Below are 15,956 nucleotides of genomic sequence, written 5' to 3'. Positions count from 1 at the left end.
CCTGCAACGTCAACCGGTAATCCCCACGGGATCAACATGATCGACAAGCAGTCTGGCGTGCCAAAGGCGGATAGACGTTCAGCCGCCCAGCCGCACCCCTGGTTCTTGGGTCCCGTGCGGTCGTGGGCGAGCGGACGCCTTGCGCGCGTTCCGGACACGAAGATGCCGCACAAGCCGTTGCGCACAGGCAACCGGCGCCTGTCCGCCCCCGTCGCGCTCACCCGTCGTCCGCCGCGTAATACTGCGCGGCCGCCTCGAGCATGCGCTGCTGCTCGGCGCGCACATAGATCGACGTCGTCTGCAGCGACGCGTGGCCGAGAATCGCCTGCACCACGTCGACCGGCATGTCGCGCGCGACCGCGCGCGTGCCGAACGTATGCCGGAACGCGTGGGCGGAGGTATTGGCCAGCACCACCAGATCGGCAGGCGAGACCGTCGGGTTCGCCGCGAGATCCGCGGTGAGCCGTTGCACGCCCTGCCGCACCAGATGACCCAGCGCATCGGCCGTGTAGGACGCCTCGATCTTTCCGCCATGCTTCTCCCGCGCGCTGGGGGTAGCCGGAATCGCCAGCGGCACGATCAGGGGCGCCGACTCGAGCGGCGCATCGAAGTCGCGCCCCCGATCGGCCCAGTGCTCGCGTAACGCCACAATCGTCGCCGCGCTCACCGGCACGGTGCGCTGCCGGCGGCGCTTGCCCACCACCGTCAATGCCCACACCGGCGCCCCGCCTGCCGTATGCGGGGGCGCGCGCAGGTTCTCGCGACGGGCGTGCGCCGCTTCATCACGCCGCAGCCCCGAATCGCCCATCAGCAGGATCGCGGCGCGCGCGGTGCGCCATTGCCGGGCTTCGGCTGCGCTCCCCTCGGCCGGGTCCCCGGCACAGCGGGCGTCAAGCGCGGCCCGCATGCCGGTCCACAGGGCTCCCGGCAGCGCGCGCCCGACCTGGACCGCGACCTCGCGCGTGACGGTCACCGGATCGGTCACGGCGGCCCACGGATTGCCCGCCAGATAGCGCACGTCGGTGAGCCACGCAAACGCCGCGCGCAGCACGCGCACCGCATAGGCCTGGCTGTCGGCCGACAGGCCCCCGGGGGCAAACGGTCGCCAGCGTCCGCTGCGGCGGGACTGTTTCGGGCCGGTGAACGCCGGCGACGGGGCCGCGAGGAAATCCTTGTACGCCTCGCAATCCTCCACCGTCATCGACGACACCGCGACGCCGCGCACCACCACCGCCCACAGGATCAGGCGTTCGAGCTCGCGGGTGTAGGCCCGCAGCGTCGCCGGCCGGTCCCGGTAGCGGTGTAACCAGGCATGGATCGCCGCCAGATCATGCGGCGCGCGGATGTACGCGAACGCGCCCGCGCGGTTGGTGCCGCGGTGGTTCACAGTCCCCTGCGTCCCAGGCATCCCGTCGCTGCCCTCCCCGCCCACGCCACCCGACAGCGCGGCTGGCACCGCGAGCCGCTCGAACGGCGCCAGCCGCGGCGCGAGCGGGTCACCGCCCACCACCACCGTCGTCGGCGCGTGGAGGGCGGGGACCAGTGCCTGCGTGTCGACATCGTCGGCCACCCGCACGCCGAGGGCTTTTTCCTGGCGGCGCAGCCACGCAACCAGCGCCTGCGCGCGCAGCGGCCCGATGCGCGGCACCGCGCGCCACCAGCTGCCGCCGCGCGCATTGCACCAGTCGACCAGCGCCCCCAGCGTCGCGATCCCCTCCCCCATCAGCCGCCGCGCGATCAGCGGCCGGAACCACAGGTGCACCGGGTGGCCCACGGCCGGGACCGCGGCCGCCAGCGTCGAGGCCTGTTCGACCATGCGCAGCGTGACGGCCGTCAGTTTCGCGCTGCCGTGCTGCCGGATGGACGCCTTCAGGTGCCCGGCGAGCACCGGCGAACCGTGCCGCAGCGCGAGCTGCACCAGCTCATCGCGCATCGTGCGCAGGTAGCGCTCCATCGCGTCGGCGCTCGCTGCCTGCGGGGCCAGCTCGGGGTCGTAATAGAGCCGCGCGATGGTCGCCGCGGGCACCCGCTGCACGAACGCGCGCAACGCGGTGAAGTCGGTGCGCGTGTAGGTGCGCGGCGGGGGCAGCGTCAGCGACTGTTTCTGGTTGGCCATGGGCTGTGCATCGGGCGAAAGAACATCAACATGTCAGCGGCACGAAGGTGAGGAGCAGCGGTGAGCTTATCCGGGAGACACTCATTCAGGCGTGGAGAAGAGCCGCCGGTCCCACACAACGGGCTGCGGAGCGGACACCACGAGGCGCGCCGCAGCCGGGTGCGCCGGGTTGACCAGCACATTGGACTCGGCCCGCGCCACGACCGACGGCACGACCAGCACCGCGGAGCGCGCTTCGCTGAGCCAGCGGTCGCCGAAGCCGCGCGCGACCTGCAGGTCGGGGCCGTCCCAGCCGGCGGGCAATTCGCTCGCTTCGACGCGCTCCACTTCCATATCGTCCGGGACGTCGGTCTGCACCCACACGTGATGGCGTGGCACCTTGCCGATCCGCGCGTGCACCAGTACTTCGAGCATCGCGCCCGCGAAGCTTAGCGCGCCATAGATGACCGGCCGGCCAGGACTGTTGAAACGGCCGCCGACCAGCATCGCGCCGGTGCCACTCCACACCGGGTGGCGGCTGTCCGCGATCCGGAACACCCGCATCAGGCCGGCACCCCGTAGAACAGTTTCCAGAGGAGTTCTTCGACACGGCGTGCGCCGAGTTCGGTCAGCGCGACGTCGAGCGGCGTGCGGTCCCCAAGCAGCGGGTGCGCGGTCGCGAGGAATTCGCGCGCGTCATCCTCGCTGTCCCACACGTAGTTCGCGGTGGCAAAGATGCGCGCGAGCCGCTCGGTCTTCTCCGACTCGTCGGGGCTCAGCCGGTCGCGGCGGCGCTTGAAGGTCGCTTCGGGGACGATCCGCGCCAGCAGCGCGCGGCGTTCCTCGGCGCTGCGCGTCGCATGCCCCACCCCTTCCTTCAGCGCGGATTTGGGCAGCCCGCCGCGTACCCGGTCGTCAAGTTCGGCGACCGAATGCGGCAGCGGCGTGAGCGCCATCACGGCGGCAATCTTTTCGGGGGGGACGAGGATCATGGCAGCATTCCAGTAGACCATATGATCCATCATGATAGATCAAATGATACCAAAATGGTAGTCCGACTGAGGCACAGTCGGTATTCCGCCGATTAGAGGGCGGGTACCAGTGCCTGCGTGTCGACATCGTCGGCCACCCGCACGCCGAGGGCTTTTTCCTGGCGGCGCAGCCACGCAACCAGCGCCTGCGCGCGCAGCGGCCCGATGCGCGCCACCAGCTGCCGGGCTGCCGGGCTGCCGGACGGACGCCTTCAGGTGCTCCGCAAGCACGGGCGAACCGTGCCGCAGCGCGAGCTGCACCAGCGCATCGCGCATCGTGCGCAGGTAGCGCTCCATCGCGTCGGCGCTCGCCGCCTGCGGGGCCAGCTCGGGATCGTAATAGAGCCGTGCGATGGTCGCCGCGGGCACCCGCTGCACGAACGCGCGCAGCGCGGTGAAGTCGGTGCGCGTGTAGGTGCGCGGCGGCGCAAGGGTCAGCGATTGCGGCTGGTTAGCCATGGTGGATGGCGACCGTCAGCCGATCAGGTGCAGGCCGCGCGCGCCATCGCGCACCGCATCCGTCACGAGACGCCGGTCGAAACTCGCGAGCCGCCCGCCGTGCGCGCAGGCGAGTGCGAGCAGGTAACTGTCGGTGACCTGGGCCGCCGACAGCAGGCGGCTGGCGTCGACCCAGGCCGGGTCAACGAGGCTCAGGTCGTCCGGCCAGAACACGTGCCCGGGCCGCTGCCGCAGCTGCGCGACGAGCGGCGCGACCGCCGCCGGCGAGCCCGGCGTATTCGGATAGCGGGCGTGACCAACGATGCGCAGCACGCCATTTTCGGTGAGGGGACAGGTCGCCCACGACGACCCGCCGTGCGCGGCGAACCAGTCGTGCGCGGGGTCGTGCTGCACGTGGGCCGGATCGAGCAGCGCGATCAGCACGTTGACGTCGAGCAGCCAGGTCGTCCTGGCGGTCCTGGTGGTCGCCGTCATCCGGGCAGCTCGTCACGCAGCTGGTTGACCAGCTCGGGGGTCACGGGGCTGGCGCCGGGCTGCCGGGGCAGCAGCGCGAGGCCGTTGCGCGTCGCGGGGCGGGCGGCTGCGTCCGGCGCCGGACGCAGCGCCTCGCGCGCGAGCGCGGAGAGCACCGCGCCGACGCTCTGGTGCTGGCGAACGGCGCGTTCGCGCACGGCGGCCAGCACGTCGTCGTCGATGGCCAGGGTGGTTCGCATAAGGATTCTCCAGTGGAAGGCGTGCATCACGCATCAGTCATCACGCAGCATAGACGCGGGGCGGCGGTGCAGCAAGCACGGCAGATAAGGGTAAACCCTTTAAAAACGGGGCGGGCAGCGCGGCGTAATGCGGCTTCCCGCTATTCTAGCCATTAAACGCCTGTCTGCTAATAACAATTAGCAGACAAGGCCGGCGGCGGAGAGACGGCCCCGCTGGCGCCCGATCCGGCCGCGACGCCGCCCGGCGCCCCTGCCCCACCCGTGTCAGCCCGCGGCCCGGCGGGTCTCCACCTGTGGCCGCGCGAGGATCTGGCCGATCGCCGCCAGATGACGGTCGCCGACCTCGATATGCGCGGCGGCACCGGTGACGGCCGCCCGCACTTGTCACGGCGGCCGCAGCCCGAGCTGCCGGCACAGCTGCGAGACGTACGGCTTGCCCGGCAGGGCCGGCTCAATGCAGGCCTGCGCGGCCGTCCATTGAAGCAATAGTGAGAGTGCCGAACAAACGGAATCTCCCTGCGTCATATCCTGGACGAACTTGCCGTGACCGAGGCCGCCCTGCGCGTTCTCTTCGAGAAGGACGCGCGCGAGTTCGATGAGGTCGTCCAGATTCGGATCGAGCTTGCGCGGGCGCTCGTCGGGGCCCTGCCCGCTGCCCAAATGGGCAGGGAAATTCCGCACGTGCGACCAGCAGTTGCGCCCAGACCCAACTGCCACGATGCGGTCGACGCGTGGGTGGCCCCACGCATCCGGAAACGCAGGCCGTGCGGGGCTGGCTCGCTTTGGTCACCGACGGACCGCAGTTGCTCCTCTGCGCGCACGCGGTTGTCCGCCTTGCGGATGGAGGCTCATCGACGTCACTTTCAGCGAGCACGAACCGGCGCGCGACAGCTGGCTTTTTTCGTTCCTGTGCGCGGCGCCGTCGGCGCATGAGCTGCGCATCAACATGGGCCTTGGGGAGGCTGCGCCGTAAGCGAGCTCGCCGCTAAACTGCTCCCAATCTTGACGGGCCCCCCACTGCGTTGCAACGCCTTACGGCCCGCGCAAGCGGGCCTGCGCGTGGGGGCGACGCGCAGGCCGTTAGTTGCGTTACTCACGTCAACCCGGTTCGTCCCGGAGCACCTCGATGAGCTCGATTGACCGTTTCGAACCGTACCCAGCCCTCACGGCCGCGAGCGCCTAGCCACAGCCAAGCTCGCACACTACCGCATCGAGGCCGAGCGCCTGTTCTGATTTGCACGGAAGGTGAATACACCGATTTCGGCGTGGGGGCTGGATGAGTTTTCCGCATACATCGACTTCCTGCAGGCGCCAGCGCCGTGGTCGATTCGCGTGCGCGGGGTGCGGCGCGGCGGTCTGGCGGCCGTTCCTCGGGCCACTGACCGAGCGCTCGGGGGGCAGTCCCAGAAAATCGTCACCTCGCTATTCGACTGGCTGCGCGACGTCGGCTACCTGCAGCTGAATCCGGCCACCGGGCGGGCCGACGCGAGCCGGAAAAGCAGGGGCGTTTCCTGTCACCGGACGACACAGCGCTCCTGCGTGAGGCGATTGCCGCCCGCCCGGGCGCGGAGTCCGGCCGCGAGGCGCGCCAGGCGAATGCGCGCGACCTGTTCGCGGTGGACCTGTTTGAACGGACCGGCCTGCGCACCACCGAGGTGATGCAGTGCCGGATGGGCCATGTGTGCATCGAACCGGAGCCGCATGCTCTCCGCCGTGAGTTTCCGGACGCCCCGCCCTTCCAGTGGCTGCTGCGCGTTGAGCGCGACAGCCACTGGAAGGGGGGCAGGGCCCGCTGGGTGCCGTGCGACGAGATTGCGTTGGCGCTGCAGGCCCACCGAATCGCGTTTGGCCTGCCACCGGTGCCGCTGCCGGACGAAGACCTGCCGCTGCGGTTGTCGGTGCGACGCTCCCGTTGGGGTGAGCGCAGGGGCATCCGCAGCCGCACGGCGATTTGGAAACTGGTCACCGGACTGTGCAGTGAGGCGTTTGCCCACGGCCGGCTCGTCGATGACGACCGGTTTGAACGCGCGTCCACGCACTGGCTGCGTCACACGTACGCCAAAGGGCTCGCTCAGGCGGTCCGCGACGGCCTGGACGCCTCCGCGGCGCTCGAAAACACGGACCATAGCGATCTGCGGACCTTCCGCCAGTACGTCGACGACGAACCGCTGAAGCGCGCGCTGGAGACGCAGCGGTGCCCGTTCGCGCGTGGCACGGTAACAGTCGGCGTCCCACGACTCCCGGGTGACGCCGCACAATTAAGGTCTCCTCGTCGCTATGATGGGCGCCGCGAGCATTTTCGATACGCAGGACCTTCACGAAGGCCGCTTGCCCGTGCTACGCCGCAACGCGCGGCGTAGCTTCAAGCCCGTCATGAACTGTCATTGACGCGGCGTCCCTCGCCGATCACGATCCGGCGCTCACCGCAAACGCTAGAGAAATCGTCGCCTGCGCAACTGGCCAGTGCGTTACAAACCGCGGAGGCCTTGCGCCGCTGACGACCGGCCTATTGGACAGCCGCCTGTCCGGCCCGAGCCTGATGACTGAAATCGTCGGTGTTCCGAGAGAGAGGTGATCGGTGTGTGGACCGGTCTGAATTGCTGTCAAGTAGCATCGACGGCGAACTGGAGGAGGGAAGTTCTAGTGCGGCGCTACTTGAGCACGCAGAAATATAGACACGTCGCTATACGATCATGGTAATCACGCCTGGTTGATCCACAAAGGTATGGACACAGTTGCAAGAGGAAATGCCATGACCTGAAACAACATCAAGGAGATGGCCGCGCCCAAAGTCGAACATTGCTGACCACTGTAGTCTGATTCGTCGCGATCTTAGGGGTTGCCGTGGGGGCGGTGCTTTGTCCTTCAAAGGGTGCCAGAGCACCGCAAGTGAATGTCGAGGTGGAACTCGTCAGGCATCTTCTCGAATCCGAAACCGGTTGCGAGAGCGGGTTTTGCTCAACAATCAGCAACTTTCAGGACGAAGGTATGGTGAACAGGTACGCTTACTTACCCGCCGCGGATGAATGCTTGTCGCAAGTTTGGGTCTACCACGAAGGGCTCCTAGGGCCGCACGCTTTTCGCATTCGACTTGATCAGGCTACTGCGCCGGCGCTGAATTGCTGGCTCTCGTGCCCAGCTTCTCAATAGCAGCCTAGCTCCTGTATAGCTGTTGCCATTGAAGGGGCGCGTCTAGAGACTAGACATGCTCAAGCCTCGTCCGCAACCATCGCCGCTCACGGGAACCGTGAATTGCTGAGATGCCGACCGCGCTGCTCGGAACCGACAGCTGTCCTCGGCGTGTCTAGGCTCTAGACACGCCGAGGGGGCCGCAGCCCTTCATTCATTGGTCCTCGCGTGGCCCCATGGTCTCCGCTCACCGCTACCTAATCTCGTGTCTAGAGTCTAGACACGCATGCTCTGGGCCGGACAGCGACGCAGCCGGCGGTGTGTCTAGACTCTAGACACTTTCAGAGCGGCTGGACGCAAAAAAGCCCGCGCAAGGCGGGCTTAGTTAAGGATGAAGCGTTCCTCAGTTTGCTTTCGGCTGAGCGTGGAACATCTGGCTGATAAGCTCCCGAATCTGCGTCTCCTGCGCGTCCGTGAGCACGCCGGCCTTAATTTTCACCGTGATACCGCTAATGTCCTTGGTAATGGAGCCCGCGTGTTCCTTGCCAGAGAAAAACTTGTCGATGCTCCGCTCGCTTGCAGAATTCGTCGTCGTCGTTCGACGAGTTGCCAACGCCTTAATCGCCGCTGCCACCTTCCCTTGGTCCATGTCGCCTTTCACCACGAGCGGCCAGAGTTCCATTGCTGCGTTCACACCGTCTTCGCCGTGTTTCTTGATGGCCGCAACAATCGCTTGGGCAGCAGTCCCGCCAAGCAACCGCGGCTGAATGTCGAGGTCCTTCCTGATGAAGTCCGGTAGATTTTCAAACGAGAGGAACTGGTAGAGCCCGCTGCGGGACATACCCAGTGCCTCGGCCATCCGCTTACGGTCAGGGAACTCCTTCTCCGTCTGCTTCATGGACATGGCAACTTCATAGTCGGACAAGTCGTCACGAGTAACATTTTCCACGAGGGCTAGCACAGCCATGTCTTCGTCGGAGCACTCCACAACGACAGCCTTGATGGCTTCGAGTCCCACCATCTTATGTGCGCGCCACCGACGTTCGCCCGCCACAATCTGATAGATATCGTCGGCGCGGCGGACCACGATGGGCTGCATAAGCCCGACTTCACGAATGGACTCGGCCAGTTCCGACAGCTTTGCCTCGTTGAATACTCTCCGCGGCTGCCAGGGGTTCGGTACGATGTCGGACACAGACAATTGCGACGCGGCGCCAGTGGACTCCAGCTCTTGGACACGTAGTTGCGCTACCGCAAGCGCACCCGCGAGGCCAGGCGCCGTCTGCGTTCGGTTGCTACGCTTGACCTCATCTTCCTTGATAGATGAGGTCGTCCGGATACCGGACGTCTTGGCCAGCAGTTGCTCTCGCATGTTGCTCATTGCGCGTTCCTCCATTTTTCTGCATAGATTTCGTCCACCCAACGGCAGTAATCGACAAGGGGCTGTCGTACACGCTGCAATGACTTAGCTGCGCTATGGGTACTGCTTACGTCGAATACCGTTGAAAATGCCAACGCTCCTGTGCTCATCACCGAACTGGCCGGCACTTCAATCGAATGCAGCCAGCTCTCGTACGCGCTCTGTGCCCATGCACGCACGATAGGTGCGGACGACGTGCGCCCGTAATCGACCCTCGAAAGCATCAGCGAAATAAAGTCGTATTTCTTGTCCTGCTCGTACTTGATGAAACTCTTGGATACATCTGAAAACAGTCGCCAGAACGAAAGCGAGCTGATGAAGTCCAGATTTTCGGGAACCATCGGCATGACCATGGCATCCGCCGCCAGCAGTGCATTCAGGTTGAGGTACGACAGCGAAGGCGACGTGTCCATGAGGATGTAGTCGTAGCGCTTGCGTAGTGGCTCGAGACCTTGCCGAAGCACCGTCCAGAACCGGAAGCCGGGCCTCATCTTCTGCATCGCCGGCAAATGGAACTCCGCACCAATCAATTCGGTGTGAGCCGGAATCACGTCAAGCCCATCCCAGTAAGTAGACTGGACCCTTGTTTCCAGGCCACCCTCGACGTCCTGGTCGTAGATATACGGCAACACGGTGTCATCCGGTGTCACATCCTTTTCCGCGTACAAGCCGCATAGTTCGGAAAGCGAGGCCTGAGGGTCAAGGTCGATGACAAGCACCTTGCGCCCGCGCAACGTCAGTCCTTGTGCGAGACACATAGTTGTGGTTGTCTTGGCCGAGCCGCCCTTCAATTGGGCCGTTATGACGATTTTCCCTTCCGGTTCACGTGTTCCCGTAACGAGTGGAGTCTGATAGATGTCGGAGACTTTCTGGACCCAAAGGCGCGCTTCCTCCAGAGTGAATGTGCGGGTCCGCCCGGTACCGGCAGCGGTGCCTGGCGGCAACTCTCCGTCGCTCTTGGTTGCGAGGTATTGGACCTGGGAATGAGAGATGTTGCACATCTCAGCAATTTCCCCTGTTTTGAAAACAGGAGCAGCTTTTCGCGGTCGGGGTGCAAGAATGGTGTTACGCAGCTCATCCGTGAAAATTGAGACCTTTTCAGCGAACTGGCTAATCTGCTCAAGAGGAACCGTTCGGTCTACGGCAGGAAGTTGGCTCGTTTTCACCATTCTGAGGTTTATCCGTAAATTTAGATGAACCTCAGAATACAGGAAACACATGAAAATAGCTCTATAAATGGCTGTTTTTTATGAAGACTTTCTGAAAAACCACGCGTCATTGCGCGTTTTTGGTCGACTGGAGTGCGGCCGACAAGCATAGAAGAGACACTTCCTGCTCTTCCAGACCGCTGCCATTCGGCAGAATTGTCGCCGATCGGCACTGTAGTTCGCGCGCCGGTCGCCAGATGGTCATTCAAGGTGAGGTCGCTTGTGCTGATTCTGAAAGCAGTATCGCCGCGCACATCGACCTTTGCACAAAAATACGGCACATGGTGAGGTTCATTGTGCTGCGATAATATCGGCTCGCTTCGAGTTATCTCCCCCAGCACAATTGACCTCACCTTCCTCTCTGATTTTCACCGCCTCGCACGCGCGGAGGTTTTTATACAGGTGTCTGTGCACACGTCTGCACAATGAACCTCATCTTCAATCGGGTGCTTTACGAATCGAAAACGTGTTTCTGTTGAAACGGAACAGGGGCTGGACCGAAACTGCTGCTCCGCACAATCAACCTCACTATCGGGGAGACTTGCCAAGTTGCATCCTGGTAACGGGTTGGTTTGTTTTTTTAAAAAATCAAACAATCCAACAAACCAACAGAGGCACTTGACTTTGTTTAATTTCAAACTCTTAACCTCCAAAAGGTGAGGTCCGTTGTGTCAAAGGTGAGGTCAGATGTGCACCAAGGTGAGTTTCGTTGTGTGGGCAAGGTGAGGCCGGTTCCACACGAAGGTGAGGTCAGATGTGCGAGATTCGCTGGCACGTACCACGGTGAGGTTGGCTGTGCATAGCGGCGCAGGAGCTAATTCCAATCACACGGGATAAGGGTTTGACGGGAGATACGGGTTCATCGTGGTGAGGTTGATTGTGCTGCGGTGAGGTTCATTGTGCATGGCGGAAGAGCGTAGGCGGAAGACAGCCAGTGCGACCGGCTGATGGTGAGGTTGTATGTGTTGACAGCTCACCCACGAATGCTACATTCCCGAAAGCGAAAATGAAGAACGGATGAGAATATGGCGGCGGAGGACAATCCGGAAGAAGGCAAGTCGAAAGTGACACCGCGACAGATGGCGCTCGCGCTGTTCGAGGACATGTTCGACTTGGGTTTGCCCATCAGCGAAGCCAATCGTGAAATCGGATACCAGCGCAACAACTTCTTCACTCAAGTCGTCAACATGGGGTTGCCGGCGCGACGCTTTCTTGACGCCGCGTATTTCATTGTCGCCCAGGAGCAGGAAGCACGGGACCAGTACGACGTTGAACTGAACTACTTCAAATGGTTGATGCGCTATGACAGCCGCAATCTCAAGCACTTGCGCACTATCGCGGAAGAAGCTCAGGACGCGAAAATCCAGGTTACCGATACACCAATCGATCGGGACCCCAACGAAAACGATCTATGGGTATCAGTCCAGTTGATGGGCATGGTCGGCTTCCACAGGGGGCGCATTCGATTCGACGTGCACCCTCGCCTAGTCCCGCAAATCCGGGACCCAAAAAAATCCCACTGGTTGAGCCTGCGTATATCGACGGCTTTTACACGCAGCCTAGCGCGCGCGATCTATGACCAGGTCCTTCCCAGTGTCCCAAATGGCAGAACGGAATGGATACCGCTGGAAGACATGCGAAACTGGCCCGGTAGAATGGGAGCGAACGCCGCCATCTTCAAATACTTCAAGCGTGACTGGCTAGAACCGGCTGTGCGTGAAATCAATGAGGTGTCAGACATCGAGCTGTCCTATGAGACCAGGACCGAGTCCAGCACGTCGAAGAAAATCGACCGCATAAGGTTCCTGCTCAAGCGCAAGGATACCGCCGACGCTGCGCTGGCCAGCTTGGCTGACGCCAGCCACCTGTACAAAATTCTCAAAGAAGAGTTCAACCTGTCTACCACGCAGTTCAGCGAGATTTCCGAGAACCGCGAAGTCTGGACCGATGCGCACATCCAGCAGGCTGTCGAATACACGCGATTCAAGCTCAATCGTGGACAGATAAAAAGGAGTCCCGCCGGCTACCTGATGCGAGCCCTACGCGATAACTGGAAGATGTCTGAAGCCGAGCGGAAGATGGTCGAGGTTCAGACGAAGCTACTTACCGAAGAGACTGAAGCGGATGTCGTAAAAACCGAGATCCAGAGTTCGGTCGCACGCAGCATCGCTTCACGCGAAGAAGAAGTCCGTGCACGCATGAACGAGGAGTCGCGTAAGGGCCGCGAACACTTCAACGCGGCGGACGCTAAAACCCGCAAAGAACTGGTCCGCGCATGGGTTGCGTCGAGGGAGGGCAAGCTCATGCTGCGTCGTATGAAGCTCGAGGCCGCAACTGTAGCGGAGGAGGACATCGTCGCGAATACGGAACTGGTTTGGTACCTGGGGCAATTCGTATTCGGGCGCATGAATTCGTCGCGCGCATCGGCGTGAGTGTCCGCATGAGCCCCTGCGCGTTTCCAAGCAGGTCGCTGTTGCTACCTTTTTGAACCACCGGCGGCCCTAGGAATATCTGGAGTCAAAAGATGCGGTCAGGTTTGCGCAGATGCGCCGACGAGCGGTAGGGTGGCGTTACCGGCGGCCGCGGTTCGCACGAACGGTCTCATGAACGCTCGACAGGGATAGACGATGAATAGGCAGGAACTGGTTGATACGGTCGCCGCCGCGAAGTGTGAAGGCGCGATGGCTATCGGCAAGGCGATCGACGCGCTTATCGACGCGGTGACCACGGCGGTGGCAGGGCGCGAAACCGTGCAACTTATCGGATTCGGTTCATTCTCGAGTGGTGAGCGCCCCCACGCGTGAGCCGTAGCCCGGCAACCGGCAAAGCAATACAGATTCCAGCTGCGAACACGGCCAAGTTCACGGCCGGCAAGGTGTTCAGGGAGGCGGTGAACGCGTCATGACGAAGTCCGACATCGCGGCAGCCGTTTATGCGGGCCTACAACGCGAAATTGCTGACGTGGCGGAGTCCACGCGCGAAGCGACGGCCCGCAATATCAACGCGTTGATGACGGCAACCTATTGGGAAATTGGCCGCCGCATCGTGGAATTCGAGCAGGGTGGTGAGGGCCGGGCCGCTTACGGCGAAGCACTGATCAAGCGACTCGGCGCCGATCTGTCCCAACGGTTCGGGCGAGGCTTCGGCTGGGCAACCTTTCGCAGATGCGCGCGTCTTATCTGAGTAGGCCGGCGGAGCAGATTTTGCAGACGCTGTCTGCAAAATCCCCGTCCCCAAAAATTGTCCCGACACTGTCTGCAATTTCTGCCGGACGACACCTTTCCGGATCACCTGCGCGGAATTTTCCTGACCTGGCCGCCGTCGCACAGGCGTTTCCCTTGCCTTGGTCGGCCTATGTGCGCCTGCTGTCGCTCAGGAATCCCGCGGCCCGCAGCTTCTACGAAGCCGAAGCGCTGCGCTGCGGCTGGTCAGTGCGGCAGCTTGACAGAGAGATCGGCAGTCAGTTCTACGAGCGCGTCGCCCTCTCGCACAACAAGGCGGCGATGCTGCGAAAGGCGGGGCAGCCCGATGCTGACGACGCTCCTACGCCTGAACAGGCCATTCGGGATCCGTTCGAGCTGGAGTTTCTGGACCTGAAGGACGAGTACTCGGAATCCGACCTCGAAGACGGCCTGATCTGTCATCTGACTGACTGTTTGCATCCGGGTTCACATGGCGATGTAATGACAACGTCATTGCGTTTTGCTATGCTAGGACTTTCGACGGAGGCCTGCCATGACCACTGCCCGCCCCGCGGCGCCAAAACGCGAAACGCTGAATATCCGGATCCGCCCCGAGGAGCGCGGCCTGATTGACCGGGCCGCCCGGACGCGCGGCAAGAACCGCACTGATTTCATTCTCGAGGCCGCGCGCGCGGCGGCCGAAGAGGCCCTGCTTGACCAGGTGGTGATGACGGCCAGCCCCGAGGCCTATGCGGCGTTTCTGGCGCGGCTCGATCTGCCGCCCCGTCCGAATGAGCGGCTGCGCAAAACGATGCAGACACCGGCACCCTGGGACGCCGCATGACGGTGCGCGCGCCCGAGCCGCTCAACGCTCAGCATAATCTCGAGGCGTTCGCCTCGGGGGTCGACAGTCTCGACCAGTGGCTCAGGCGCCGCGCCCTGAAAAATCAGGCGGGTGGGGCGTCTCGCACCTTCGTTGTCTGTGACGGGCAGAGGGTACTGGCGTACTACGCGCTCGCGTCGGGTGCCGTGGCCGTGGATGCGGCGCCGGGCCGCTTTCGCCGCAATATGCCTGACCCCATTCCCGTTGTGGTGCTGGGCCGCCTCGCGGTGGACCGGTCGCTGCAGGGCAGGGGAGTCGGCCGGGCCCTGATGCGCGATGCCGGTCAGCGCGTCCTGCAGGCGGCCGATGCTATCGGCATACGTGGTCTGATCGTGCATGCGCTGTCAACGGACGCACAGACCTTTTACGAACGGATCGGGTTTGAGCCTTCGCCAATCGATCCGATGATGCTGATGGTCACGCTGGCCGATCTGCAGGCGGCGCTCTAACGATGGCGAGCAGTTTCCAGTTGCTCACGCAGCCACCACAGCGTACCTGGACGCGTACCGATTTTGCGACCCAGCGCGGGTTCGCTCGCTGCGCACGGCCGCTTGATAACTGCAATCAGGACCGGTTGTGGAAATTTGTGAGGAGGGCACCGTGACCAGTGCAGACCTGGGGCAGCAACTGGAAGGCTACGTTGCCAGGCTGGTCGAGACCGGCCGCTACCGCTCGTTGTGCATCGCCCGCCTCAGCCTTCCTCCGCTCCCATACGCCAAGGTCTCCGGATTCCTGGCATCCGAGCGCACCCTTTCGTCGGAGCGGTGCCTGGGCGTGTCGTCGATCTCCTCCCAAGGGTATTAGGCGCGATCTATTGCTGGAAGTAGCCGGCAGTCCGGCCCGGACCGGCGACGCCCCGACAGCAACTACCGTCTCTGCCATTTTGGTATAAAATAAATGCCAATTGGCAGGAGGCGAAACCATGAACGTCATCGAGAAAGTATCAGCCGATTCATTGCTGGGAGGCCGGTCGGTATTTCCGCGTTCTCCCCGATCCGGCCTTGAATGGGTGGACGTCGTCCGCCACGGCATTTCGTCGCGGGCGCTGGACGCGATGCTCAAATCTATCGGACTTTCGCAAGCAGAACTGGCGCAGGCGCTCGATATTCCGGAGCGGACCTTGGCGCGTCGCAAGCGGGAAGGGGTGTTGAGCCGTGAGGAGTCAGCCAAACTGCTGCGACTCGCGCGTGTCGCAGCGCGCGCTGCCGAGGTGTTTGACGATCTCGACCTGGCACTCGCCTGGCTTAAGACGCCGGCTATTGCCCTGGAAGACGTCACGCCACTGAGCCTTGTCGATACCGACATTGGCACCGATAGCGTGATGGATACGCTGGGACGCATCGAGCATGGCGTGTTTGCGTGATGTTCACGGCATGGCGGGTGGTGACCGAACGATATGCGGATACCGCTTTTTCTGGGGAAGGAGCGCGATTGTACGGTGGCCGGTGGAACCCCAAAGGCGTCGCGATGGTGTATACGGCGCAGACGCAATCGCTCGCGCTGCTCGAGATGTTGGTCCAGGATTCACCGCTGCGCGCCCGCTATGTGATGATCCCGGCCAGTATCCCGGAGAAAATCGTCGAACGTATCGATCCCGCCAGTTTGCCTCGCGACTGGCGGGACATTTCAGCGCGGGCCGAACTGCAGCAACTTGGATCGGCGTGGGAGCAGAAGCGAACCAGCGCCGCGCTGGCTGTTCCCAGTGTGGTCGTTCCTGCGGAATCCAATTATTTGCTCAATCCCAATCATCCGGACTTCGCGCTCGTCCTGGTTGGAACGCGTGATGAGTGGTTGACCGACCCTCGGTTATTGCGGCGCGCGGTTGCAAAGGGATCG

At 63.1% G+C, this 15,956-nt stretch carries 16 protein-coding genes and 2 pseudogenes; 9 read left to right on the top strand and 9 right to left on the bottom strand.

Annotated features, from left to right (window positions below; genetic code table 11):
• Positions 1-217: 217 nt before the first annotated feature.
• From VFE81_RS14425 to VFE81_RS14395, 7 genes are all read right to left on the bottom strand, one after another.
• The gene (locus VFE81_RS14425) at positions 218-2,116 is read right to left on the bottom strand and encodes a phage integrase family protein (RefSeq protein ID WP_325045244.1); all 1,899 of its coding nucleotides are present in this window, start codon (positions 2,114-2,116) and stop codon (positions 218-220) included.
• A gap of 81 nt (positions 2,117-2,197) precedes the next feature.
• Positions 2,198-2,659, bottom strand: coding sequence for an RES family NAD+ phosphorylase (locus tag VFE81_RS14420; protein WP_325045243.1), 462 nt, complete (start codon positions 2,657-2,659; stop codon positions 2,198-2,200).
• Entirely contained in the window at positions 2,659-3,087 is a 429-nt protein-coding gene (locus VFE81_RS14415; RefSeq protein WP_325045246.1) for an antitoxin Xre/MbcA/ParS toxin-binding domain-containing protein, read from the bottom strand. Before VFE81_RS14415 ends, VFE81_RS14420 begins: the two co-directional genes overlap by 1 nt.
• Positions 3,088-3,126: 39 nt before the next feature.
• Positions 3,127-3,585, bottom strand: a complete 459-nt coding sequence (locus tag VFE81_RS14410; protein WP_325045242.1) for a hypothetical protein — start codon at positions 3,583-3,585, stop codon at positions 3,127-3,129.
• A gap of 15 nt (positions 3,586-3,600) precedes the next feature.
• Entirely contained in the window at positions 3,601-4,059 is a 459-nt protein-coding gene (locus VFE81_RS14405; RefSeq protein WP_325045241.1) for a TA system VapC family ribonuclease toxin, read from the bottom strand.
• Positions 4,056-4,298, bottom strand: coding sequence for a CopG family transcriptional regulator (locus VFE81_RS14400; RefSeq protein WP_325045240.1), 243 nt, complete (start codon positions 4,296-4,298; stop codon positions 4,056-4,058). The genes VFE81_RS14405 and VFE81_RS14400 overlap by 4 nt, the downstream gene beginning before the upstream one ends.
• Positions 4,299-4,682: 384 nt before the next feature.
• Positions 4,683-4,979, bottom strand: a complete 297-nt coding sequence (locus VFE81_RS14395; RefSeq protein WP_325045239.1) for a hypothetical protein — start codon at positions 4,977-4,979, stop codon at positions 4,683-4,685.
• A 935-nt stretch (positions 4,980-5,914) separates the two neighbouring features.
• Here VFE81_RS14395 and VFE81_RS14390 point away from each other — a divergent pair.
• The gene (locus tag VFE81_RS14390; RefSeq protein WP_325045238.1) at positions 5,915-6,658 is read left to right on the top strand and encodes a hypothetical protein; all 744 of its coding nucleotides are present in this window, start codon (positions 5,915-5,917) and stop codon (positions 6,656-6,658) included.
• 1,172 nt (positions 6,659-7,830) lie between these two features.
• Here the strand turns inward: VFE81_RS14390 and VFE81_RS14385 are convergent.
• On the bottom strand, positions 7,831-8,808 hold the full coding sequence (locus VFE81_RS14385; RefSeq protein WP_325045237.1) for a ParB/RepB/Spo0J family partition protein: 978 nt from the start codon (positions 8,806-8,808) through the stop codon (positions 7,831-7,833).
• Positions 8,805-10,016: a ParA family protein gene (locus VFE81_RS14380; protein WP_201078903.1), complete on the bottom strand. Its 1,212-nt coding sequence runs from the start codon at positions 10,014-10,016 to the stop codon at positions 8,805-8,807. The genes VFE81_RS14385 and VFE81_RS14380 overlap by 4 nt, the downstream gene beginning before the upstream one ends.
• Before the next feature lie 1,064 nt (positions 10,017-11,080).
• Here VFE81_RS14380 and VFE81_RS14375 point away from each other — a divergent pair.
• From VFE81_RS14375 to VFE81_RS14340, 8 genes and pseudogenes are all read left to right on the top strand, one after another.
• Positions 11,081-12,487, top strand: a complete 1,407-nt coding sequence (locus VFE81_RS14375) for a replication initiation protein (RefSeq protein WP_325045236.1) — start codon at positions 11,081-11,083, stop codon at positions 12,485-12,487.
• Between the two features lie 195 nt (positions 12,488-12,682).
• A pseudogene (locus VFE81_RS14370) lies at positions 12,683-12,960 on the top strand (HU family DNA-binding protein).
• Positions 12,957-13,870: pseudogene (locus tag VFE81_RS14365) on the top strand (DUF1016 N-terminal domain-containing protein). The pseudogenes VFE81_RS14370 and VFE81_RS14365 overlap by 4 nt, the downstream one beginning before the upstream one ends.
• Positions 13,791-14,081, top strand: a complete 291-nt coding sequence (locus tag VFE81_RS14360; RefSeq protein ID WP_325045235.1) for a DUF1778 domain-containing protein — start codon at positions 13,791-13,793, stop codon at positions 14,079-14,081. The pseudogene VFE81_RS14365 and the gene VFE81_RS14360 overlap by 80 nt, the downstream one beginning before the upstream one ends.
• A complete protein-coding gene (locus VFE81_RS14355) occupies positions 14,078-14,569 on the top strand; it encodes a GNAT family N-acetyltransferase (RefSeq protein ID WP_325045234.1) in 492 nt (163 codons plus the stop codon). The genes VFE81_RS14360 and VFE81_RS14355 overlap by 4 nt, the downstream gene beginning before the upstream one ends.
• A 151-nt stretch (positions 14,570-14,720) precedes the next feature.
• Positions 14,721-14,924 carry a hypothetical protein gene (locus tag VFE81_RS14350; protein ID WP_325045233.1) on the top strand — a complete coding sequence of 68 codons (204 nt, stop codon included), beginning with the start codon at positions 14,721-14,723 and terminating at the stop codon, positions 14,922-14,924.
• Between the two features lie 118 nt (positions 14,925-15,042).
• Positions 15,043-15,483: a type II toxin-antitoxin system Xre/ParS family antitoxin gene (parS, locus tag VFE81_RS14345; protein WP_325045232.1), complete on the top strand. Its 441-nt coding sequence runs from the start codon at positions 15,043-15,045 to the stop codon at positions 15,481-15,483.
• Positions 15,483-15,956, top strand: a 474-nt coding sequence (locus tag VFE81_RS14340; RefSeq protein ID WP_325045245.1) for an RES family NAD+ phosphorylase, incomplete at its 3' end; no start/stop codon positions are given. The genes parS and VFE81_RS14340, both read left to right, overlap by 1 nt.

Origin of the sequence: Paraburkholderia sp. (assembly GCF_035656215.1) — a bacterium.
Taxonomy (GTDB): domain Bacteria; phylum Pseudomonadota; class Gammaproteobacteria; order Burkholderiales; family Burkholderiaceae; genus Paraburkholderia.
The sequence above is the reverse complement of the archived record's forward strand: the minus strand, read 5'-3'. Positions and strand labels throughout refer to the sequence as shown.

Coding starts and splice junctions, on each gene's coding strand:
- VFE81_RS14425 (WP_325045244.1), bottom strand. CDS start 2,116: ATGGCCAACCAGAAACAGTCGCTGACGCTGCCCCCGCCGCGCACCTAC.
- VFE81_RS14420 (WP_325045243.1), bottom strand. CDS start 2,659: ATGCGGGTGTTCCGGATCGCGGACAGCCGCCACCCGGTGTGGAGTGGC.
- VFE81_RS14415 (WP_325045246.1), bottom strand. CDS start 3,087: ATGATCCTCGTCCCCCCCGAAAAGATTGCCGCCGTGATGGCGCTCACG.
- VFE81_RS14410 (WP_325045242.1), bottom strand. CDS start 3,585: ATGGCTAACCAGCCGCAATCGCTGACCCTTGCGCCGCCGCGCACCTAC.
- VFE81_RS14405 (WP_325045241.1), bottom strand. CDS start 4,059: ATGACGGCGACCACCAGGACCGCCAGGACGACCTGGCTGCTCGACGTC.
- VFE81_RS14400 (WP_325045240.1), bottom strand. CDS start 4,298: ATGCGAACCACCCTGGCCATCGACGACGACGTGCTGGCCGCCGTGCGC.
- VFE81_RS14385 (WP_325045237.1), bottom strand. CDS start 8,808: ATGAGCAACATGCGAGAGCAACTGCTGGCCAAGACGTCCGGTATCCGG.
- VFE81_RS14380 (WP_201078903.1), bottom strand. CDS start 10,016: ATGGTGAAAACGAGCCAACTTCCTGCCGTAGACCGAACGGTTCCTCTT.
- VFE81_RS14375 (WP_325045236.1), top strand. CDS start 11,081: ATGGCGGCGGAGGACAATCCGGAAGAAGGCAAGTCGAAAGTGACACCG.
- VFE81_RS14360 (WP_325045235.1), top strand. CDS start 13,791: ATGACCACTGCCCGCCCCGCGGCGCCAAAACGCGAAACGCTGAATATC.
- VFE81_RS14355 (WP_325045234.1), top strand. CDS start 14,078: ATGACGGTGCGCGCGCCCGAGCCGCTCAACGCTCAGCATAATCTCGAG.
- parS (WP_325045232.1), top strand. CDS start 15,043: ATGAACGTCATCGAGAAAGTATCAGCCGATTCATTGCTGGGAGGCCGG.